The sequence below is a fragment of the Bacillus altaicus genome, assembly GCF_042136375.2.
Lineage (GTDB): Bacteria > Bacillota > Bacilli > Bacillales > Bacillaceae_G > Bacillus_A > Bacillus_A cereus_U.
In genome coordinates this window covers 4,347,976-4,369,097 of the sequence record NZ_CM143394.1, presented here as the reverse complement: position 1 = coordinate 4,369,097, position 21,122 = coordinate 4,347,976, and the positions used below count along the sequence as shown (strand labels likewise).

The window sequence follows — 21,122 nt, the reverse complement described above, 5'->3', positions numbered from 1 at the left end:
AAGTTATTTTGTATTATAGTTTGAAAAGTTGTAAATTAAATGAATTTTGTGTAAAACTTGTCGAAATATGATTCTATATAACGAATCATTTGTTATGATAGATATGTTGAGAAAATATGAAATAGGGAGAGGGAGATGGCTGTGAAGAAATTATTAAGTGTCTTTTTATCATTGATGCTATTGCTTTCATTTACTGGAACTTTAGCGCAGGCGGAAGAAACTACTTCTATGTCAGTAGAAAAAGCAATTCAAGTATTTAAGCAGCAAGGGAAAACGAAGGGGATAGTGGAAGGATATATCGTTGGGTATACGCAAGGTCCTTCTAAATACACGAAAGATCCGGCTAAGTTTGACGATACAAACGTGGCAATTGCCGATTCGCCAAACGAAACGAATCCAGACAAGATCATGCCTGTTCAATTGCCAAAAGGCGATGTGAGATCGGCAGTAAATGTGAAAGATCATCCTGAAAATATCGGGAAGAAAGTTAGGTTGACAGGGACGCTTGAGTTATATTTCGGTAGCCCAGGTTTAAAATCAGTAACAGCTCATAAGTTTCAAGGCGAAGAACAAAACCGCGTTAGCGATGTAGTGGCATCACCAAATGGCGGGGAAGTTGCAAAAGGAACAGCGGTAACATTAACAACGAATACAGAAGGAGCAACAATCTACTATACGTTAGATGGCTCTAATCCTACAAATAAAAGCGTTCGTTATAACGGACAAATTATAGTGAATGAAAATAGTGTAGTGAAAGCAATCGCAGAAAAAGAAGGGCTTACTTCTTCAGCGATTTCAACATTTTCATTTATTATCGTAAAAAATGAACCAGTTCGTATTCATGATATTCAAGGGAAATCACATATTTCCCCTTACACTGGGAAGAAAGTAAACAATGTGGAAGGCATTGTCACAGCGCTTGATAAAAACGGTTTTTATATAGAAGATAATCAGCCGGATAATGATCCAGCTACTTCAGAAGGTATTTACGTATACAAAAAAGATGCAAATGTAGCGGTAGGAGACCTTGTCCAAGTTGATGGAGAAGTAGAAGAATATGTTGGACCTGGATATGCAGAACGATTCGAAACAGACTTAACTACGACTGAAATTAAAGCGAGTCGCATTGGTGTAATCGCCCAAAATCAGATTTTACCAGAAGCGATTGTATTAGGAGAAAACGGAGTGAAAATCCCAGATCAAATTATTGATAATGATGGATTTGGTCTATTTGATCCGAACGAAGATGCAATTGATTTTTATGAGAGTGTAGAAGGCATGCGCGTTACGATGCCAACACCAAAAATTATCGCTCCTCAGAAAAATGGTAACTTATATGTAACAGTAAAAAACGGTGGGGATAAAGTTATAACGAAGTATGGCACACCGCTATTAGATAAAGAGCAATTAAACCCAGAGCGTCTTTCTGTAAAAGTACCTCGTGATTATGTCGCGAAAGTAGGAGATACGTTCACTGGTAATATAACAGGTGTAATAGGATATGACTACGGTGCGTACCGCATTTCGCCAGTAACGGAATTACCATCTGTAACGGACGGTGGGTTTAAGCAAGTAGGGGCAAATATTCAGCCGCGTCTTGATAAGTTAACAGTTGCTACATATAATATTGAAAACTTCTCAGCGAACAAAAAAGAAACAACAGATGAAAAGGTAAAAGCGTTAGCTTATTCTATTAAATATAACTTGAAAATGCCTGATATTATCGGTGTAGAGGAAATGCAAGATAATAATGGATCAATTAATGATGGTACAACAGATGCTTCATTAAGCGCAAAACGTGTAATTGATGCTGTATTAGAAATTCGTGGACCGAAGTATGAGTATGTAGAAATTGCTCCGAACAATAATCAAGACGGAGGAGCACCAGGAGCGAACATTCGCGTCGGTTTCTTCTATAATCCATCACGCGTGAAATTAGCAGCAGTACCGAAGTTACTTGATAAAAATGTTGTTCGTATTGGAGATGAAAATCCATTATTTGAAAGTACACGTAAACCATTAGCAGCAGAATTTACGTTCCAAGGACAAAACATCGTTGTAGTTGCAAATCACTTAAACTCAAAAATAGGAGATGCAACGCCATTTGGAAAAGTGCAGCCGCTCGTATTAAAGAGTGAAGAAAAACGAGTTCAATTAGCACAAGAAGTGAATCATTTCGTACAAGGTATTCAGAAAAAGAATACGAATGCACCAGTTGTTGTATTAGGTGATATGAATGACTTTGAATTCTCTAAACCGTTAGAAGCACTAGAGGGAACGATATTAAAAGATATGTTAAACACAGTGCCGAAAGAGAATCGTTACACGTACATTCATGAAGGTAACGCACAAGTGCTAGATCATATTTTAGTAACAAATAACATTGCACCGCACACAATTGTAGACCCAGTACACTTAAACTCAAACATTATGAAAGAACATGGACGTGTAAGTGACCACGATCCAGTACTTGCTCAAATTGATTTGAAGAAGGCTTCTTAAATAGTCGAGAAAGAACGCTTAGAAATATACTAAGCGTTCTTTTACATTATTAGGAATTTTCATGGTAAAATAGATTGAATATTCATTCTTTAATGCAGGGAGGTGTAGACATATGGTAGCCCGAATAAACGGAAAATTAATGAATCAGCTTGCAATTTTTTTTAGTACGATCGTCATGCTTCAGTTTCTAGCTGATATAACAGGGCTTACACAGAATCTAGATAGTATGTATTACTTACTAAATACAGCAACTTCCTATATAACGTTTAGTTTGGCGGTTATTTTTACTTTAATCGGTGCAAGAAGAGAATTAAGTAAATATGCAATTATTTCATTATGTTTAGTGGTAGCTATTAAAGCAATTTACTTTGCGGCTGTCGTGATTTTGTGGGGATTGGCTGGTACGCCGTAAATGAATATAAAAAACCTAATTTCCAAGATAACGTGAGGAAATTAGGTTTTTATCCCGCTATTCGCCGGGCAGTAAAACTCCCACCTCAAAATTCAGTTGGAGCAAAGAAGTTAGTTGGGAGATAACTGCCCGTAAAAGCCCGATTGGTGAAGGCTAATAATTAGTGGGGGATGGATAAAACCCCCACTGATTAAAGTTTCACTTTATAATGGCTGAAAAGCTTTTCTACATCGATCTCGTTTTTGAAGTCTTCTCATATATCTTTTTTGGTCCCGTTGTAATCCTTTAATGTACATGAATAAGCTGACAAGGAAGAAAAATGTACATTGTAAAATGTACGGTGACATCCCGTGTAATGGTTGTTTTGGATCATATAAGTGAATAGGTGCTCCGCCTATTGTAGGGAATATTGTATTTAGCAGGACGAAGGGAATGGAAGTAACTGCCAATGGGAATAGAAGTGCCATGTAATCCTTTTGTGACCATGTGGACGCTGCTAAACCTAAGAGGGCCATTAAACCAGCGAATAAAAAATTAATCCCAATATATAGATAAATATAAGTGATGGGAGAAGAGAAATATAACTCTGCGAACATTCCGTTGCCATTTATCATGCTAGTACCGACGGTTGGATCTCCATTTGGAATTGTTAATTTGCAAAGTAATAAAGAAAGAATGAACGGTAAAGTATAAAGAAATCCCCCGCAGAAAAATGTAACGATATACTTTGTAAAGGAATACGAGAATAGGGAAATTTCCTTACTTATAAAAGTTTTGAAACCATCGGATTTATCGGAATTATAACTCGTACTAAATGGTAAACTTGCAATAACAGGCATTAATAATAAATAAATCTCCATTTCATTATTACGAAACCCGATCCATTTAAAAGCAGTTGCTATAGCCCCATTCGCTGTGTCTCCTGAATAACGAATTACATAATAATAATGATAAATAGAAATAAGAGCTAATCCACTAAACATAATAATTAAAGAAACACGATTACAAAAAGCTTGCCTTATATTTAAACGAAGCGCACGCATCATGACTGAAAAAGCCTCCACTATTTTTATAAATCTGTCTACTTTCTATATTACTATTAAATGTAAGGATTTTCTTGTTTTTTTATTTGTTTATTAGAAAACGAAGGATTTTGTTGTTGTTAGGTAAGGTTTAACTGTAGAAGAAGATTGTCAGAGTGAAAGGAAAAGAAAGGACATATTGAATTCTAGTTTAGACAAAATTACGTTTTCTACGCTGAAATAAGAAAAAGTTGTTCATAAAAATTATATCTGAAGAACATCTTTTCCTTTCCCCTTTTTTTCTGATACACTATGACAGTATTATATAGATTGACTGGGATTTTTTTAAACTGGGAATAACTAAAAAAAGAGAACTTGTATAGAATGTAAGCGTGTGGTAATATCAAATATGTACCGATTGACTATATTGTCCAATTGGTCATTTTTGGAGGTGACGATGTGGCGATAGATCGAAAACGTTCTATTATTGAAGCTGCAACAAAGTCTTTTTCAGCATTCGGTTATAAGGCGACGACGATGGATCAAGTTGCGAAGTTAGCGAATGTAGGAAAAGGAACAATTTATACTTTTTTCAAAAATAAAGAAGAACTATTTGGCGAAATTATTTCTAATTTAATTACAGAAATGAAGCAAGTTGCAGAAAATGCAATTCGTTCAGATATTTCATTTTTTGAAAATGTACATAGAGCATTATATAGCATATTAGAATTTAGAAAAGAACATCAGCTCATGATTAAACTAATTCAAGAAGAGCGTGATATGGGAACGAAAGAAGTACAAGAAGTGATGCAACAAGTAGATGTGGAAATCATTTCTGTCATCCAATCTTATTTAGAGATTGCGATTGAAAAAGGTGAGATTAGCAAATGTGATCCAGAAATTACAGCATTTATTATGCTTCGCCTATACGTATCGCTTATTTTTGATTGGGAAAAAAATCATGAACCGTTAGAAAAAGAAAAGATCTCGGAATTATTCGAACTTTATTTACTAAAAGGATTGTCAAATTAAGATAATCCTTTTAATATTATAAAAAATGACTAATTGAACGAAGTGGTCAATTATATGAGAAAGGTGGTTAAATAGTATAATCAAGTAGATGAAAATGTGCATAGTATAAATTCGGGGATAAGGCATATGTATGAACAGATATAGCCTTTTTATTTGGGTAAAAATGACTAAAAATACATTTTGGTCATTTTTGAAAAGGGGGATAAATTATGAAATGGCATAAGTTGCTTAGTAAAGAATTTGCAGAGATTATAAAAAGTAAAAAAATATTAATCCCAATCATTGCGGTTTTGTTTGTACCGATTTTATATGCGGGTATGTTTTTATGGGCCTTTTGGGATCCGTATGAACAGCTAGATGACTTGCCAGTTGCGGTAGTCAATTTAGATAAAGGCGCAGAACTTGATGGGAAACCAATTGAGGTCGGGAAAGGGCTCGTTGATAACTTAAAAGATAATAAAAGTTTTAAATGGGAATTTGTAAGTGAAAAAGAAGCGAAAGAGGGAATGGAAGGCAGAAAGTATTACATGTTAGTACGTATTCCAGATGACTTCTCAAGCAACGCTACAACGTTATTACAAGACGATCCGAAACCATTAAACTTAGAATATATTCCAAATGAAAGTTTAAACTTCTTATCTTCACAAATTGGAGGTACAGCTATTGAAAAAATTAAAAGTGAAGTATCAAGCACGTTAACGAAAACATATGCAGAGAAAATGTTTGATTCCATTAAAGACGTCTCAAAAGGATTAGCAGATGGAGCGGACGGAGCAAATAAGTTACATGATGGAGCTAGTGAGTTGCATGATGGATCAAGTAAAGTGACGGATGGGCTCCATACACTTCAAGGGAAATCTGGTGAGATGAAGGATGGAGTTCAGAAATTAGCAGATGGATCTAATAAATTACAAGATGGATCCGGAAAAGTAACAGATGGTTTAAATACATTAAATAGCAAAACAGGTGAAATACAAACGGGTATAGGGAAATTACAAGATGGGTCTGGAAAAGTAACAGATGGTTTAAATGCATTAAATAGTAAAACAGGTGAGATGCAGACAGGTATAGGGAAATTACAAGATGGGTCTCAGAAAGTAACAGCAGGTTTGAATACATTAGTAAGTAAAACAGGTGAATTAAAAACAGGAACGAATGAATTATCAAATGGTATGGAACAACTTGTTGGCGGACAAAATCAATTAGAGGGAGCCTCTCAAAAAATTGAAAAGGGTTTGCAAGAGTTAAATAGTACAGTGAAAAACTCTGTTGCAGGCTTAGAGGAAATGCAGTCGAAAGTTCCTACTATATTAAATACGGTAAATCAGAAAATAGATGGTGCTGGAGAAAATGTAAATCAGTTAAATGAATTTACTCAATCAACAGCAGGAGATGCGAAAAATGCAGCACAAGATGTAGTGAATTTGCAAAAGCAAATTGAAAGTTTACCAAAAGAATATCAAGAGCAGTTACAACCATTTATAACAAATGCGGCAAAAAGTACAGCGACAGTTCAACAGAAAGCTGCCGGAGTAGCAGGCGGAACGAGCAAATTAAATGAAGAAGTAAAACAATTAAAAGGTGAAATCAGTGAAAAGACAAGTGGAATGCAAAGCAAAATGCCGAATCCAGAAGAGGTGGAAAATTTAACGAGTGGTATTAAGAAATTAACGAATGCGCAAAACGAATTTGTAAGTAAGTTTCATGGATTAGGTGAAGGATTAGGTAATGCAAAAGCAGGTGCTGATAGATTGAAAGACGGATCAGGTCAATTAATTGATGGAGAAAATCAATTAGTAGATGGATCTGGAAAGGTAACAGAAGGATTAGGTACATTATCTGCAGGAGCAAATCAAATGGCAGGTGGCGTAAATCAATTAGCAGATGGTTCAAGCCAAGTGACAGGCGGCTTAGGTACATTATCTGTAGGAACAAACAAAATAATAGGTGGCGTAAATCAATTAGCAGATGGCTCGGGTCAAGTAACAACTGGCTTAGGTACTCTAAATGGTGGTCTAAATAACATGGCAACTGGCTCAACCCAGCTAATCGACGGAGTAAATAAACTAACAGACGGTTCAGGAAAAGTGACAGACGGACTCGTAAAAGTAAATGATGGGTCAGGTGAACTTGCAGAGAAACTTGGTGAAGGGGCAGAAAAAACAGGAGAAGTAAAAGGGACGGATAAAACGTATGATATGTTTGCAAGCCCTGTAAAAGTGAAGGTGGAGAAAATAGCGGAAGTTCCAAACTACGGAACAGGATTTACACCGTATTTCTTATCACTCGGTTTATTCGTTGGGGCATTACTATTATCTATCGTATACCCATTACGCGATACAGTCGGCGTTCCGAAATCAGGATTCAGCTGGTTTATTAGTAAGTTTGGCGTTTTATTATCAGTCGGTATTATTCAAGCAATAGTAGCAGATGTCATATTACTATTCGGATTAGGCGTAGAAGTACAAAGCATTCCATACTTCATACTCTTTAGCATTATTACAAGTTTAGCATTCATCGCATTAATTCAATGTTTAGTAACAGCATTCGGTGATGCGGGCCGTTTCATTGCGATCTTAACATTAATTATGCAGCTTACAACAAGTGCTGGAACATTCCCGCTAGAGTTGATTCCGAAGTATTTACAATCCTTTAATGCTTGGCTACCGATGACATACTCTGTATCAGGATTTAAAGCAGTCGTATCAAGCGGTGATTTTAACTTCATGTGGCAAAATATAGGGATATTAATGATCTTTATCGTTTTATTATCACTTGGAACAATTGTTTCATTAACTTGGATGCATAAGCGCCAGTTTAGAAACATTGCTGAGAATCAATCGGTTGAAGCTTAAATAAGACCAATAAAAAAGGCACCGAAATGGTGCCTTTTTTATTGGTCTTGTTTTATTGGTTGAGAAAGTTCATTTGTTTTTCTATTTTTACGGAACAAGTATATAACAATACTTATAAGAATAATTGTTGCTACAATCCAAACAAATGGACCATATCTTTCAGCAAAAGTATATAGTTTCATGTTGCTGGAAATGTCCTCTTTTGTTTTTCCTATTAGAATTTCAGAGCCACTATAACCTTCAAGTGTATCTCCGTTTTTTATACCAAAAATAAGAGTGTCTGATTTGTTTTCTATTCCTGTGTATCGGTATCCTTTACCTTTAATTGTTAATTGAGTATCATCGTTTTTTAGTGTGTAGTCTTCGGCGGAAATATCTTTTCCTGACAGTGTAATTGGTTCCATTGAGAAGCGGATTTCTTTTAATGCAGGAAGAGCCTCATTGTTTAGTAAGAGCTGCTTTGCAATATGCTGCTCGGTATCAATGTTTTTCCAATTTGCCTTTCGTCGTTTATATGTATTAATTTCAAGAAGTGCAAATTCTTTATTTTGAAGTTTTTCCTCTGTAATAGGTTGTGTAGTAGTTAATGTTCCTTTTAATAAAATCACACCGTCTTTTGCAGATTGAAATGAAGAGACTTCCTTCGTTTCTTTTAATGTATTGATAGCACCTCTATAATCTTCTTTTCCTAAAAGAACAGCTCCCGTATGTACGGTTAAAATAAGATATAGGATGCTTAATACTATAATAGCTTTTTTCACTATTTTCCCTCCAAAATATGTATAAGTTAATTGTAACATAATTTCCCATATGAAATTTATTAATTTTAATAATAGGTTATAAGAATGAGGGTGATAAGTAAATTAAGAGAAGTGTGGATGAGAGAGAAATACAGTTGTAAGAAAGGTGAACTGTACTTCTCTTTTAGATGAAAAGTATTTTATTCCGTAAAATCCCGATTGGTGTAGGCTAATAATCAGTGGGGGATGAACAAAATCCCCCACTGATTAAAGTTTCACTTTATTGAATTCTTTTTCGCTGTATTACATTTAAAAACCCCTCAATATTCGAGCTTGAAATTTGTCCCACCGTTATATATTCGTCTTCATAGTAAAATATTAGTTTTTTATCAAAGAATGTTCTTTTCGTCTCTATGGATAGAATTTTTTTATATTCAAATTCCACAATCAATGCATTTTTACAACATTTGAATGATTGTCCATAAAAAATAACCCTCCTATTAGTGGCAAGTAACACTCCGGAACGAGGGACATTATGTGTAATAATATAGCCAGTAAGTGAACATCTTAAAGTGGATAAAATATTTTCTTCATGATGTAATAGTTGTTTTGCATCCTCTAAAATTTGATTCATTGCATATAATCCTTCTTTATTTAAAATACAATCTATATGGATATTATTATAGCAAGAAAGACCATACACCAAATATGCAACATTGCATATTTGGTGTATGGTCTTTTGAATATTACTCAGAATTGTTCTTACTTTCCAAAGAGTATCTTCTCCTTAATTTTACCATATCTCATGTTTAGGCTAAATGAAAGAACAGGAATTGCAACAATTTGAATAGAAGTATATTACATGGGAGTTGATACGATGAAAGGAAATCTTACTTATTATTTTATCGTAAATCCGCTAATCATCTTTCTTGTTTACGCGCTTTCACCTATCTTGTTTCATAAAGAAAAATATACAAATATGAAAGATGCACTAGGAATACTTGTAGTTTACTATGTGCTAATTAGTGGGTATTACTTTATGGATGTTGTAAGTAAAAGAATGAAGAAAAATAGTAAGGACAAACAATAAAGTTTTATTACATAAAAACTGATGGAGGACAACAAAATGACCGAAAGCCAAATGAAATTTCGTGATACGACCATTCGCAATTTTTTTGATAAAGAGGAGCGTTTAAAATCGATTCCAGGTCAAAAAAAGAAAAAGTTAGTATTGTTAGAGCATTTGATTAGCAAATTAAACGCTGAAAATCAGTATACGGAAAAAGAAATTAATACATTCATAAAACAATATCATGATGATTTTTGTACGATTAGACGAGAGTTTATCGTGCATGGATTTATGGATCGGGAGGATAATGTGTATCGTATAAATGAGAGAGAAGTATGGAGGAAATGGGAAGAGTTATAAATGTAATGAGGAAGGGGGATTTTCTTGCAAGCTAGTAGTCTTATGCATGAAGAGATTTCTGGAAAACCATCGATTTTTGGGATATTCACTTCGCCAACACTACAATTCAAAAGGATGAAGAATCAAAGAAATATATTCTTTCCACTAGCCTTTTTAATTGTGCTTATTATAATTTCAAGTGCCTTAATGTCTTGGAATTCTTTAAATAATCCTGCACTCAGTATGTTTCATGATAAAACGGGATTTACTGTTCCGAAATACATAACTTTCTTTACTACATTTGGATTTTCAGCAGTCAGTGGAATCGTAGCTATACTTTTTGCACCTATATTCTATAAGAACATTATGATTTTCTTTGGAGTTGATATTAACTATAAAGAAACATTCCCGATAATCATTTATGCTTCGTTTGTATTAAGATTAGGGATGATTTTAAACGGATTAATTGCATTTTCTCTAAGTGGGTATGAGATATCTTATACAGGTTTAGGTGTAATAGCAACAGATAATATGATTCTACATACAATCGCTCAAAGAATAGATATATTTAATATTTGGTATTACGTTTTATTAGGAATAGGTTTAAAAACGATAACGAATTTAAATAAAGACAAACTTATCCCTCTTATTATTGTACTTTTCGTTTTCACTAGTTTATTAGCGAGCATGGCTGGGTTTATGCAGGAAATAGCTAAACCGTAAGGATAGGTGGGAGTCGGGCTGCCCGTAAAAGCCCGATTGGTGAGGGCTAATAATCAGTGGGGGATGAATAAAACCCCCACTGATTAAAGTTTCACTTTATCGTGCATGGGTTTATGGATCGAGAGGATAATATGTACCAAATAAACGGGAGAGAAGTATGGACGAAGTGGGAAGAGTTAAAATAACGAATCAGCGGGGAGATCCCCACTGATTATGAATCCGTGCTAGTTTTGCATTTTCTCTGTAGTAAGTCTATGAATTCTTCAATATTTGAACTTGTAATGTATCCCACCGTTATATATTCATCTTCATAATAAAATATTATTTTTTTATCAAAGATTCTTCTCTTCGTTTCTATAGATACAATTTTTTCATACTCAAATTCGGAAATTAATGTATTTTTATATTGGCTAAAAAAGAGAAGTCTTCTATTAGTAGCAAGTAGCATGCCTGGATATGGGACTTTATGCGTATTTATATAGTCAGTAAGTGAACATTTTAAAGTAGATAAAATCTTTTCTTCTTTATGTAGTAGTTGTTTTGCGGCTGTTAAAATAGGATTCATTGTATACATTCCTTTTATATAGATGTAAGGATATTGTATCAAAAGTGAAAAGATACTCAATATGCAATGTTGCATATTGGGCATTTTAGAGGTTCTTAGTATTATTTTTTTAAGAAAAAGGTAAGAGGTGATTCGGTGATACGATTAGCAAAAGAGGTTGATGCGGAATCAATTATGGATATTAGAAAAGAAATTATATTATCGGAAACTACTACAAAGTTTTTTATATCATCTCCAAATAAATTACCAAATGATATTGATTCAGAAAGAGAAAAGATACAGACAAGTAGTGAAAAAGGCAACCTTTATATAGTTTATGAGGTAGATAGTAAGGTGGTTGGCTTTCTGGTTTTCAAACGATATGAACTAGAACGCTTACGACATGCAGGCACAATGGGAATGGGGATTAGAGAGGAGTACTGCAATCAAGGCATTGGTACGAAGCTAATTGAATTTCTTATTAGCTGGGCTAAAGGGCAGAATGGTTTAGAGAAAATTTGCTTAGGCGTAGTTTCTATTAATGATAGGGCAATTAAAGTGTATAAACGTATGGGCTTTGTAGAAGAAGGAAGGCAAAGAAAGCAAATTAAATATGAAGATGGATCATATGGAGACGACGTATGGATGGGTTTTTATATTGAATAAAAAGAGAAACTTTCTGTTAGGAGCAAGTAACATGCCTGGATATGGGACTTTATGAGTAATCGTATAGTCAGTAAGTAAACAATTTAAAGTATATACAATATATTCGCCTTTATGTAATAGTTTTTTGCAGATATCAAAATTGAATTCATTGTGTGCATTTCGTTTATATAGACGTAGGAATATTGCGTCAAAAGTGAAAAGACTGCCAATATTGGCAGTCTCTTTTTAGTGGAAATGTTAACACTTAGCAAACCTTAAGTTCCAGTCGATCTTTCTGACGAAGATGATGTGCAAAATGCATAGAAATGAGCTGGAACCATTCTGCCGCATTTAAGTAACCAAGACCGGGATGTTCTACTTTGCAATCATTAGGAATAGAAGAAAGTGTTGGCTCAATGTTTTTAACCACTGTAATTAATTCCAGAAAACGCTCTTGTATTTCTTCTTTGTTAGTTGGATTTTCAGGTGTGTATCCAGGGTGCTCAGGTACCTTTATTTGTATGTCAGGGAAAGCTCCCAGTATATATACTTTTTCACCCATATCCGTTTTGTTGTTAGCTACAAATGGTGTTTCAGTTTTACATTTCTCGATTGCATCTAATTGCATATACGTAGCCGAAAGTAAATGATTATACATTTGACCGAGAGACCATTCTTCAGCAGAAGGTTTTGTCCTAAATTGTTCAAGAGAGTACTTTTCTAATTCCTCTAAGTAATATGTTGCTAAACTTTCAAATTTCTCTAAAGTGGTAGTCCTGTTCATATCGTTAGCTCCTTTTTATGAAAATGTATTTGTTGATACTTACTATAAAGGAGGGCTACTGACAACATTATGTCAGCAGTAAAATGAAAAAATTAAAGTTGTAACATTTTTTTGCTTCATCACGTATTTTCTCAGAAAGAAGTGCCGGTTTTAGTACTTGCACTCGGCTCCCCCAGCTTAATACCCATTGAAATACTTCATCTATACTTCTTGATTTCAAAAAGACATGAAAACCATTATCTTTATACTCGTATGAATCTATAAAAAAGTATCGTGATTCAATAACTTTATGTGCAATATGAGATGAGAACAATAAATGAATTGTAACAGTGCGATTGTTTTCAGGTTGATAGTCTTGTAAAGAAAAGTCCTTCGGTTTTGTGAAAAATTCTTGTTCTTGCTGTAATGTATTCATACGGTCTAAGCGAAAATTACGTATTTGTTTTCGAAGTAAACAATGAGCAACGATGTACCAAATTCCTGAAATATTGACTAAACCGTAAGGGTGAACGGTCCGCTTTATTGTTGTAATATCTCTTGGTTTACGATAGTAAAAAGAGATAGATTGCTCTCTTTGAATAGCTTCTTGTAACAAGAAAAGTTGGCTCTCTAGTTTTTCTTGCTCGGCTTGCTGGTTTGAAAATATAGGAGAAAGAAAACGAAAAGTTCCTCGTAACTCTTCAACTTTCTTTTGTTGATCAGTAGGGAGGACAACCTCAAGTTTCTCTTTTGCTGATTGCGCATGTACAGAAAAAGAAGAATTGAAAGTTTTCCCGATATAATCACCGCCTAATAAAAGAGTAACAGCCTCTTCAGGCGTAAGTTGAATGGGTGGTAAGAAATAACCATCCATTAATGAATAACCGTGGCCAGGCATTGCGAAAAGCGGGACACCAGATTCACTAAGTGCATCCATATCTCGATAAATAGTGCGTATACTTGTCTCGAATTTTTCAGCTAAGCTTTGTGCTGTAACGGTTTGTTTTCTTTGTAATTCAATTAATATAGCTAATAAACGATCCGTTCGATTCATGAAATATCATCCTTTATTTTATAAATATTCTCATTGTGAAATTCTAAAAGTAGTGTGTAATTTCCTGCCATTAACAGACTTTTCCCTATGTATAATATTAATATAGTAAAATCATAAGAACCTATATTGCAGTTTCCAATAATATACTATATAATCAGGATAAGAAAACGTTTTCATGCAAAGGGGGAAATTTCGTGTCGACTATCGAGGACGTGGCGAAATTAGCGGGGTTATCAAGAACAACGGTTTCTAGGGTGATCAATAATCATCCATATGTTTCAGATGAGAAGAAGAAAAGGGTTCAATTAGCAATGAAGCATTTAGGCTTCGTTCCTAATTCTGCGGCGAGAAGGCTTCGTAAACAAAAAACAGAAACAATTGCGGTGCTTGTTCCAAGGATTACAAATCCTTTTTTTAGTAGATTTATTGAAGCAATCGAGATTGCTGCTTCTGAACATAAATATAAACTGATTATTTGTCAAACAAGATATTTACCGGAAAAAGAGATGGAGTATTTACAATTATTATCTACGAAACAAGTAGATGGGATTATTCTATGTTCACTAGAAAATCCATGGGAGAATGTGGAGCCATACTTGCAACACGGTCCAATCGTGTTATGTAATGAATATATTGAGGAAGCAAATGTTCCAACAGTGAAATTTGATCATGCACAGGGAGCATACATAGCTGCCAATCATGTATTAGAACAAGGATATCGTAATCTTATTTTTTGCCGTGGTAACGAAACGAAAGTAGTGAGCCAACAGCGAAAAATGGGCTTTTTACGCGCGATTACTGAAAAGAGTAGAGAAGTGGAAGCAATCGATTTTCTTGAAAACGCTTTCTCTTGGGACGATGGAAAACGAATATTCCATGAAGTATTAAAGGACAAAAAAAATCCTACCGCGATTTTGGCAGGAGGCGACGAGGTTGCAGCTGGAATTATCTCAGAGGCGAAAAGCCATGGTTGGAGTATTCCAGAAGATCTCGCTGTGATCGGTTTTGATAATCAAATTTTAGCGCAGATTACAGAGCCAGGTATTACGACAATTGAACAGCCAATCGACGAGATGGCCCGAAAAGTTGTTGAATTAATGATGGATAAAATCCATACGAAAAATTATCGACAAAAAGAATTGTATGAGTTTGAACTGGAGCTCTTGGTGAAAGGTTCAACGATGAAGGATACGATGTTATTAGCCTAGTAGACTATGTCTGCTAGGTTTTTTTATGTTCACAAACTACTATTCTTCGTGAACGCAATCGTCACATTTGTTATGGTATGCTTCGTGTTGCTCATCAATTTCCTTCCCGCAGTGTGCACAAGTTTTCGTCGGTAAATTTCGGAAAAACTCCATTGGTTGATCAATCATGTCAATCCCTCCATTTCCATTTCTTACTATCATTGTATTAGTACAAAAAACAAAAGTCAACAACTGTTTTATAACAAAATTGAAAATTAATGAAAAAGTTTAGGAAATGGATTATAGTTAACAATGTAGGATGTAAGTAAAAAACTTTCTCAAGTACGGAGAAAAACGGCATTCCTACACGGTTTTAGAAAGGATGGATACATATGAAGATGACTGTTGTCGGCTTTTGGGGCGGCTTTCCAGAAGCGGGAGAAGCAACGTCGGGGTATTTGTTTGAACACGATGGTTTTCGTTTACTTGTAGACTGTGGTAGTGGTGTACTAGCACAGCTTCAAAAATATATAACACCATCTGATATAGATGCAGTTGTATTGTCACACTATCATCACGATCATGTTGCAGATATTGGGGTATTGCAATATGCAAGATTAATTACGAGTGTGACAAAAGGACAACTACCGGAGTTACCAATATACGGTCATTCGTTTGATGAGAATGGATTCCACTCTTTAACGCATGAACCGCATACGAAAGGAATCGCGTACAATCCAGAAGAAACACTTCAAATTGGACCGTTCTCCATTTCATTCTTAAAAACTGTTCATCCTGTTACATGCTTTGCGATGCGTATTACAGCTGGCGATGATGTTGTTGTATACAGTGCAGATTCAAGTTATATTCCTGAATTTATTCCGTTCACAAAAGATGCTGATCTTTTCATTTGTGAGTGTAATATGTATGCACATCAAGAGGCTGCCAAAGCAGGGCATATGAATAGTACAGAAGTAGCAAGTATTGCGAAAACTGCGAATGTAAAAGAACTTTTATTAACGCATTTGCCGCATACAGGCAATCCATCTGATTTAGTAACAGAAGCAAAACAAATTTTCAGTGGCCATATTACGCTTGCGCATAGTGGTTACGTTTGGAATTCATGAGGTGATACGATGTTATTTATTGATAATAAAGGGATTACAGATCCTACGATAAACTTAGCGATTGAAGAATATTGTGTTAAAAATTTAGATATTAACGAAACATATTTACTGTTCTACATTAATGAGCCTTCGATTATCATTGGTAAAAACCAAAACACAGTGGAAGAAATTAATGCAGATTACGTAAAAGAAAAAGGCATTCACGTCGTTCGTCGTTTATCAGGCGGGGGCGCAGTATATCATGATTTAGGAAACTTAAACTTCAGCTTTATTACGAAAGATGATGGAGATAGTTTCAGCAACTTCAAAAAATTCACAGAACCTGTAACGAAAGCGCTTGGTAAATTAGGCGTAAATGCAGAGTTAAGTGGTCGTAACGATATTTTAGCTGAAGGTAGAAAAATTTCAGGTAACGCGCAGTTCTCAACGAAAGGTCGTATGTTTAGTCACGGTACGTTACTATTTGATTCTGAAATCGATCACGTTGTATCAGCACTAAAAGTAAAAATGGATAAGATTCAATCAAAAGGAATTAAATCAATCCGTAGCCGCGTTGCGAATATTACAGAGTTCTTAAACGAAAAAATGACGACAGAAGAGTTTAGACAACTTCTTCTAGAAACAATTTTCGAAGGAGGAACAGAAATTCCAACGTACGAATTAACAGAAGCTGATTGGAAAGAGATTTATAAAATTTCTGAAGAACGTTACCGCAATTGGGACTGGAACTACGGGAAGTCTCCGAAGTTCAACTTACAACATTCACACCGCTTCCCAGTTGGACAAGTTGATGTTCGTCTTGAAGTGAAAAAAGGAACAGTAACAGAATGTAAAATTTACGGTGATTTCTTCGGATCACTAGATGTTCATGACATTGAAGAACGTCTAACAGGCGTACAATTTGATAAAGATACATTCACTGTAGCTTTAGAAGGCGTAGATATCGCGCGCTATTTCGGTAATATTACAACAGAAGATTTCTTGCATTTATTCTTCTAAAAATGAGGGAGGCTGCCGTAACGGGCAGCCTTTTTCTTTTTGTGTGGATTGTCAGGTTTTGTCGGTAAGTCGATATATTTCAAGAATCGCTGATATAAATTGGTTTACGGTCGATATATTCGAAAAATCGCCGATATAATTTCACTTACCGCAAAACGTATATTTACAGGACATCTGCTCCTTATAAAGGAATATATATGATAAAAGGAGGCGAATCGAAATGAAAAGAGTAATGTACGTTGTATTATTGCTCAGCTTCGTCATCGGAATGACAGCTTGTAACGATGAAACTTCTTCAAACCGTACGACTTTGTCTATTGGAAAGCCAGCGAAGGATAATGTCATATATTATACGCATACAGATAACAAACAAAAAATAAATGATATACAAACTATGTTTCAAAATAAGAAATGGAAAAGAAATGAAACGTTTAGTAGCGTTGGTAAAACGCCAGATGTTGTCTTGTCGATAGATGAAGACAATAAAGGATTACCGACACTATATGTTACAGTCTACTTGCATGAAAATGGAGCGGATGCTCTCAATTTGTATGGGGAGTATACGGCTTTAAATAAAGAGGAAGTTGAAAAACTTATCGGAAAAATGAGTGCATATTATCCTACAATGATTTTAGCTACAGTTTAACTATATGTTTGTACCTATTTCTTTCACATATAATTCTCGTATCTTACTAAAGTGTTCTGGAAGAAAGTGGTTACTCTATATTCGATTAATAGAATATCACTTGCTACTTTAATTTTCTTTTAATATAATTAATTTAGAATTTTTAAATATTCTAAATTTTATAAAGGTGGGGTTTGTGTGAATCTCGTTCAATCTTTGGCTGAAACGGCAAAAACGAAGGGGAATAAACCGGCGTACATATTTATGGATCAGTCGGTCTCGTATGACCAATTAAACAAAATGGTCACTAGGTTTTCTAGTAATTTAGCAAAAATGGGCATTGGAAAAGGGGACAATGTCGCATTAGCTGTAGGCAATTCACCACATTTTTTAGTCGGTTTATACGGAACAATGAAAGCCGGAGCAACTGTCATTCCGATTAATCCAATTTATACAGCAGACGAAATACATTACATATTACAAAATGGAGATGTAAAAACAATCATCGTACTCGACGTCCTTCTACCTGTTATACAATCTCTTACAACAAGACTTCCTTCACTTGAAAATATCATCATATGCGAAACCTCATCAGATTTTAACCATATAGAAACCGAAAAAATGAAAACGTTTACTAGTTTTATAGGAACTGGAGATGTAACTTACGAAGGTCCTGAACTAGATGAAGAAGATGTAGCTGTTATTTTATACACTTCAGGTACAACTGGAAAGCCAAAAGGCGCTATGTTAACGCATAAAAATTTATATAGTAACGCTAGCGATGTGGCGTCATATTTACGATATACTGCTGATGATCGCGTCGTTGCAGCACTGCCGATGTTCCATGTGTTCTGTTTAACAGTTGCGGTAAATGCGCCGATTGTGAACGGGGCAACAATTTTAATGTTACCGAAGTTTAGTCCGAAAGAAGTATTTCGCATTTGTCGTACGTATGAACCAACGATTTTTGCCGGTGTGCCGACAATGTACAATTACTTATATTTATTTGAAGAAGCAAGCGCAGAAGATGTGAAGACACTTCGCCTTTGTATTTCAGGTGGTGCGTCGATGCCTGTTGCGCTTCTAAAAAACTTTGAAAAACGTTTTGACGTTATCGTTTCAGAAGGGTACGGTTTATCAGAAGCATCACCAGTTACTTGTTTTAACCCGTTAGACCGTCCTCGTAAACCAGGATCAATTGGCACGAATATTTGGCACGTAGAAAATAAAATTGTGAATGAACTTGGGGAAGAAGTACCTGTTGGTGCAGTTGGGGAGTTAATTGTTCGCGGACCTAACGTTATGAAAGGTTATTACAATGCGCCAGAAGATACTGCGGCGACAATTAAAGATGGCTGGCTATATACAGGAGACTTAGCGAAAATGGATGAAGAAGGTTACTTCTATATCGTCGATCGCAAAAAAGATATTGTTTTAGTTGGCGGTTATAACGTATATCCTCGTGAAGTAGAGGAAGTATTATATACTCACGATTCGGTAGCTGAAGTTGTCGTAATCGGTGTTCCTGATGAAAACTTAGGAGAAGCAGTGCGAGCTTACGTCGTTCTGAAACAAAAGAGCGTAACAGAAGAAGAGCTTACGCATTACTGCACGTTACATTTAGCGAAATATAAAGTGCCAATGAGCATTGAGTTTTTAACAGAATTGCCGAAGAATACAACTGGTAAATTGTTAAGAAGAGCTTTGAGAGAGAAGGCATTGCAAGTATAAAAATAAAGATATCCATCTCTATGACTACATGTTTAGAGATGGATATCTTTTTGTCCTGCAAAAGCCCGATTAGCGTGAATGGACAAAATCCCTACTGATTAAAGTTTCACTTTATTTTTTAGAATTGGCTAAGCTATAAGCCCATATATTTAAACCGTAATATGAATAATAAGGAGGCGATATACGTGGAGCAGAAGGAATTACGCTTACGGAAAGTACAATATCTTATTTGTGACATTATGGATGAAATGAATATGGAGAATGAAAAGAAGAACTTAGAAACATTGCAAAAAGTAATTGATCACCTTTCAGGAGCGATTGGGGATTTAGTGGATCCATCGGGTACGTATTCATTAGACTATTTAGAGAGAAAAGTGCATACTGCTCATTATTTATTGTTTAAAAATGATCGGAAAGCATATTTATGTAATAAGTAGGTAGTACTCGTTTAATTTTTTATTTGACATTGATAATCATTATCAATATGATAGTTATGTTGGATATATTTATATAAAGGGAGAGATCATATTGATAATGATTAAGAAAAAATATATTAATGCATTCGTTATAGCAGCAACTTTAGCAGTTCCACTAAGTGGTTTCAATGCACCAATTGCAAAAGCAGATGTGATTGAGATGAAGGCAGCTAGTAAACTTGCAGATGGCACATATGACGTTACTTTAAAAACTTATAAAGATCAAACGAATGAAACATCTGTTGCTTCTACATATTTAAAAAATGCAAAAGTAACAATTCAAGGTGACAAAAAAATCGTTACGTTAACAGTTCAAGATAGTAGCTATTTCCAATATCTTAAAGTAGAAGATACTAATAAATTAGGGACGTTCCATGATGTGAAAGTGATCTCTGAAGATAAAACAAATAATGGTACGAAAGTTATTCAATTTGAAATCGATGAGTTCTCGAAAAAATATAATATGCAAATGCATATATTAATTCCAGCAATTAAATATGATCATAAATATCTAATACAGTTTGAAATCGATGCGAGTGCAATTGAAAAGAAATCTAAGTTTTCAGATGTACCGACTTGGGCACAAGAGTCAGTTCAATATTTAGTAGACAAAGAGGCAGTACACGGTAAGCCGGATGGTACATTTGCACCAGCTGAAAATATCGATCGTGGTTCAGCAGCAAAAATATTAGCTACTGTTTTAGGATTAGAAATTAATAAAGATGCGAAGCCATCATTCCGCGATGCGCAAAATCATTGGGCTACACCATACATCGCAGCAGTTGAAAAAGCTGGTATTGTAAAAGGTGATGAGCAGGGTAACTTCAATCCGAGCGGACTAATTAACCGTGCATCGATGGCTTCTATGCTAGTAAATGCATATAAATTAGAAAGAAATGAAAATATTAAATTACCAAAAGAGTTTGCGGACTTAAAAAATCATTGGGGCGCGAAGTATGCCAATGTTTTAATCCAAGAAAATATTTCAGTTGGAACAGATAATGGTTGGGCTCCAGATAAAGCGGTAAGCCGCGCGGAAGCAGTTCAATTTATTGCGAAAACAGATAAGTTGAAGAAATAAAGTGAAACTTTAATCAGTGGGGGATTATCCTCACTGATTTTTGTTTATTAAGAAAAAATAAATTCCAAGTTGACACATGTGAATTACGGAATTAAAATGAAAAGAAATCAAACAGAATACAATAGAAGCTCATCAGAGAAACTGAAGGCGCACAACGTTCACTTTTGTGAATAGATTGTGTGCCTTTTTCTATTGT

The 21,122-nt window shown here is 35.0% G+C and carries 22 protein-coding genes and 2 pseudogenes; 16 read left to right on the top strand and 8 right to left on the bottom strand.

All coding sequences use genetic code 11. The features are described from left to right. The first annotated feature begins 135 nt into the window (after positions 1-135). Both ACE38F_RS22660 and ACE38F_RS22655 read left to right on the top strand, forming a co-directional pair. The gene (locus ACE38F_RS22660) at positions 136-2,502 is read left to right on the top strand and encodes a DUF6359 domain-containing protein (protein WP_375370289.1); all 2,367 of its coding nucleotides are present in this window, start codon (positions 136-138) and stop codon (positions 2,500-2,502) included. Positions 2,503-2,614: 112 nt separating this feature from the next. Beyond that, positions 2,615-2,914: a hypothetical protein gene (locus ACE38F_RS22655; protein ID WP_375370288.1), complete on the top strand. Its 300-nt coding sequence runs from the start codon at positions 2,615-2,617 to the stop codon at positions 2,912-2,914. 203 nt (positions 2,915-3,117) lie between these two features. Here the strand turns inward: ACE38F_RS22655 and ACE38F_RS22650 are convergent, their stop codons facing one another. Next, positions 3,118-3,960: a hypothetical protein gene (locus ACE38F_RS22650; protein ID WP_375370287.1), complete on the bottom strand. Its 843-nt coding sequence runs from the start codon at positions 3,958-3,960 to the stop codon at positions 3,118-3,120. Positions 3,961-4,395: 435 nt separating this feature from the next. Here ACE38F_RS22650 and ACE38F_RS22645 point away from each other — a divergent pair, with 435 nt between their 5' ends. Together ACE38F_RS22645 and ACE38F_RS22640 are read left to right on the top strand one after the other, a co-directional pair. After that, positions 4,396-4,968 (top strand): TetR/AcrR family transcriptional regulator, encoded by a 573-nt coding sequence (locus ACE38F_RS22645; protein ID WP_088077914.1) that lies wholly within the window; start codon positions 4,396-4,398, stop codon positions 4,966-4,968. A 209-nt stretch (positions 4,969-5,177) separates the two neighbouring features. Further along, complete coding sequence (locus ACE38F_RS22640) at positions 5,178-7,823, top strand: YhgE/Pip family protein (RefSeq protein WP_375370286.1); 2,646 nt, start codon at positions 5,178-5,180, stop codon at positions 7,821-7,823. 38 nt (positions 7,824-7,861) lie between these two features. Here ACE38F_RS22640 and ACE38F_RS22635 read toward each other — a convergent pair whose 3' ends face one another. Further along, on the bottom strand, positions 7,862-8,623 hold the full coding sequence (locus ACE38F_RS22635) for a hypothetical protein (protein ID WP_215555498.1): 762 nt from the start codon (positions 8,621-8,623) through the stop codon (positions 7,862-7,864). 220 nt (positions 8,624-8,843) lie between these two features. Beyond that, a complete protein-coding gene (locus tag ACE38F_RS22630; RefSeq protein ID WP_033715691.1) occupies positions 8,844-9,197 on the bottom strand; it encodes a PH domain-containing protein in 354 nt (117 codons plus the stop codon). Positions 9,198-9,440: 243 nt separating this feature from the next. On the opposite strand from ACE38F_RS22630, the gene ACE38F_RS22625 reads away from it, so the two are divergent. The 4 genes and pseudogenes from ACE38F_RS22625 to ACE38F_RS22610 form a co-directional block, all read left to right on the top strand. Then, the gene (locus ACE38F_RS22625) at positions 9,441-9,653 is read left to right on the top strand and encodes a hypothetical protein (protein ID WP_000678023.1); all 213 of its coding nucleotides are present in this window, start codon (positions 9,441-9,443) and stop codon (positions 9,651-9,653) included. 36 nt (positions 9,654-9,689) lie between these two features. Further along, positions 9,690-9,992 (top strand): DUF2087 domain-containing protein, encoded by a 303-nt coding sequence (locus tag ACE38F_RS22620; protein WP_375370285.1) that lies wholly within the window; start codon positions 9,690-9,692, stop codon positions 9,990-9,992. Positions 9,993-10,016: 24 nt separating this feature from the next. Then, positions 10,017-10,694, top strand: a complete 678-nt coding sequence (gene yknW / locus ACE38F_RS22615; protein ID WP_375370284.1) for a YknW family membrane protein — start codon at positions 10,017-10,019, stop codon at positions 10,692-10,694. 83 nt (positions 10,695-10,777) lie between these two features. Beyond that, positions 10,778-10,879: pseudogene (locus ACE38F_RS22610) on the top strand (DUF2087 domain-containing protein); the annotation flags it as partial. 26 nt (positions 10,880-10,905) lie between these two features. Here the strand turns inward: ACE38F_RS22610 and ACE38F_RS22605 are convergent. Beyond that, on the bottom strand, positions 10,906-11,259 hold the full coding sequence (locus tag ACE38F_RS22605; RefSeq protein ID WP_215555500.1) for a PH domain-containing protein: 354 nt from the start codon (positions 11,257-11,259) through the stop codon (positions 10,906-10,908). Between the two features lie 135 nt (positions 11,260-11,394). Here ACE38F_RS22605 and ACE38F_RS22600 point away from each other — a divergent pair, with 135 nt between their 5' ends. Then, positions 11,395-11,904 (top strand): GNAT family N-acetyltransferase, encoded by a 510-nt coding sequence (locus tag ACE38F_RS22600; RefSeq protein WP_375370283.1) that lies wholly within the window; start codon positions 11,395-11,397, stop codon positions 11,902-11,904. On the opposite strand, the pseudogene ACE38F_RS22595 reads toward ACE38F_RS22600, so the two are convergent. The 3 genes and pseudogenes from ACE38F_RS22595 to ACE38F_RS22585 form a co-directional block, all read right to left on the bottom strand. After that, a pseudogene (locus tag ACE38F_RS22595) lies at positions 11,890-12,053 on the bottom strand (PH domain-containing protein); the annotation flags it as partial. The gene ACE38F_RS22600 and the pseudogene ACE38F_RS22595 sit on opposite strands and share 15 nt — an antisense overlap. 95 nt (positions 12,054-12,148) lie before the next feature. After that, positions 12,149-12,667 carry a DinB family protein gene (locus ACE38F_RS22590; protein WP_375370282.1) on the bottom strand — a complete coding sequence of 173 codons (519 nt, stop codon included), beginning with the start codon at positions 12,665-12,667 and terminating at the stop codon, positions 12,149-12,151. 67 nt (positions 12,668-12,734) lie between these two features. Next, positions 12,735-13,700 (bottom strand): helix-turn-helix transcriptional regulator, encoded by a 966-nt coding sequence (locus ACE38F_RS22585; protein WP_375370281.1) that lies wholly within the window; start codon positions 13,698-13,700, stop codon positions 12,735-12,737. 194 nt (positions 13,701-13,894) lie between these two features. On the opposite strand from ACE38F_RS22585, the gene ACE38F_RS22580 reads away from it, so the two are divergent. Further along, positions 13,895-14,908 carry a LacI family DNA-binding transcriptional regulator gene (locus tag ACE38F_RS22580; RefSeq protein ID WP_215555502.1) on the top strand — a complete coding sequence of 338 codons (1,014 nt, stop codon included), beginning with the start codon at positions 13,895-13,897 and terminating at the stop codon, positions 14,906-14,908. A 39-nt stretch (positions 14,909-14,947) separates the two neighbouring features. Here the strand turns inward: ACE38F_RS22580 and yhfH are convergent, their stop codons facing one another. Then, positions 14,948-15,076 carry a protein YhfH gene (gene yhfH, locus ACE38F_RS22575; protein ID WP_000567010.1) on the bottom strand — a complete coding sequence of 43 codons (129 nt, stop codon included), beginning with the start codon at positions 15,074-15,076 and terminating at the stop codon, positions 14,948-14,950. A gap of 203 nt (positions 15,077-15,279) precedes the next feature. Between yhfH and ACE38F_RS22570 the strand changes: the two genes are divergently transcribed. From ACE38F_RS22570 to ACE38F_RS22545, 6 genes are all read left to right on the top strand, one after another. Beyond that, the gene (locus ACE38F_RS22570) at positions 15,280-16,014 is read left to right on the top strand and encodes an MBL fold metallo-hydrolase (protein WP_215555503.1); all 735 of its coding nucleotides are present in this window, start codon (positions 15,280-15,282) and stop codon (positions 16,012-16,014) included. A gap of 9 nt (positions 16,015-16,023) precedes the next feature. Next, a complete protein-coding gene (locus tag ACE38F_RS22565; protein WP_215555504.1) occupies positions 16,024-17,013 on the top strand; it encodes a lipoate--protein ligase in 990 nt (329 codons plus the stop codon). 220 nt (positions 17,014-17,233) lie between these two features. Then, positions 17,234-17,659 (top strand): hypothetical protein, encoded by a 426-nt coding sequence (locus ACE38F_RS22560; RefSeq protein WP_375370280.1) that lies wholly within the window; start codon positions 17,234-17,236, stop codon positions 17,657-17,659. Positions 17,660-17,836: 177 nt separating this feature from the next. Continuing rightward, positions 17,837-19,369 carry a fatty acid--CoA ligase family protein gene (locus ACE38F_RS22555; protein WP_341307454.1) on the top strand — a complete coding sequence of 511 codons (1,533 nt, stop codon included), beginning with the start codon at positions 17,837-17,839 and terminating at the stop codon, positions 19,367-19,369. A gap of 185 nt (positions 19,370-19,554) precedes the next feature. Then, the gene (locus ACE38F_RS22550; protein ID WP_002064161.1) at positions 19,555-19,806 is read left to right on the top strand and encodes a hypothetical protein; all 252 of its coding nucleotides are present in this window, start codon (positions 19,555-19,557) and stop codon (positions 19,804-19,806) included. Positions 19,807-19,903: 97 nt separating this feature from the next. Further along, positions 19,904-20,926, top strand: coding sequence for an S-layer homology domain-containing protein (locus tag ACE38F_RS22545; RefSeq protein WP_375370404.1), 1,023 nt, complete (start codon positions 19,904-19,906; stop codon positions 20,924-20,926). The last annotated feature ends 196 nt before the right edge of the window (positions 20,927-21,122 follow it).

Bases quoted from the DNA above. Each gene is read 5' to 3' on its own strand.
- ACE38F_RS22660 (WP_375370289.1), top strand. From the start codon at position 136: ATGGCTGTGAAGAAATTATTAAGTGTCTTTTTATCATTGATGCTATTG.
- ACE38F_RS22655 (WP_375370288.1), top strand. From the start codon at position 2,615: ATGGTAGCCCGAATAAACGGAAAATTAATGAATCAGCTTGCAATTTTT.
- ACE38F_RS22650 (WP_375370287.1), bottom strand. From the start codon at position 3,960: ATGATGCGTGCGCTTCGTTTAAATATAAGGCAAGCTTTTTGTAATCGT.
- ACE38F_RS22640 (WP_375370286.1), top strand. From the start codon at position 5,178: ATGAAATGGCATAAGTTGCTTAGTAAAGAATTTGCAGAGATTATAAAA.
- ACE38F_RS22635 (WP_215555498.1), bottom strand. From the start codon at position 8,623: ATGTTACAATTAACTTATACATATTTTGGAGGGAAAATAGTGAAAAAA.
- ACE38F_RS22630 (WP_033715691.1), bottom strand. From the start codon at position 9,197: ATGAATCAAATTTTAGAGGATGCAAAACAACTATTACATCATGAAGAA.
- ACE38F_RS22625 (WP_000678023.1), top strand. From the start codon at position 9,441: ATGAAAGGAAATCTTACTTATTATTTTATCGTAAATCCGCTAATCATC.
- ACE38F_RS22620 (WP_375370285.1), top strand. From the start codon at position 9,690: ATGACCGAAAGCCAAATGAAATTTCGTGATACGACCATTCGCAATTTT.
- ACE38F_RS22605 (WP_215555500.1), bottom strand. From the start codon at position 11,259: ATGAATCCTATTTTAACAGCCGCAAAACAACTACTACATAAAGAAGAA.
- ACE38F_RS22590 (WP_375370282.1), bottom strand. From the start codon at position 12,667: ATGAACAGGACTACCACTTTAGAGAAATTTGAAAGTTTAGCAACATAT.
- ACE38F_RS22585 (WP_375370281.1), bottom strand. From the start codon at position 13,700: ATGAATCGAACGGATCGTTTATTAGCTATATTAATTGAATTACAAAGA.
- yhfH (WP_000567010.1), bottom strand. From the start codon at position 15,076: ATGATTGATCAACCAATGGAGTTTTTCCGAAATTTACCGACGAAAACT.
- ACE38F_RS22570 (WP_215555503.1), top strand. From the start codon at position 15,280: ATGAAGATGACTGTTGTCGGCTTTTGGGGCGGCTTTCCAGAAGCGGGA.
- ACE38F_RS22565 (WP_215555504.1), top strand. From the start codon at position 16,024: ATGTTATTTATTGATAATAAAGGGATTACAGATCCTACGATAAACTTA.
- ACE38F_RS22560 (WP_375370280.1), top strand. From the start codon at position 17,234: ATGAAAAGAGTAATGTACGTTGTATTATTGCTCAGCTTCGTCATCGGA.
- ACE38F_RS22545 (WP_375370404.1), top strand. From the start codon at position 19,904: ATGATTAAGAAAAAATATATTAATGCATTCGTTATAGCAGCAACTTTA.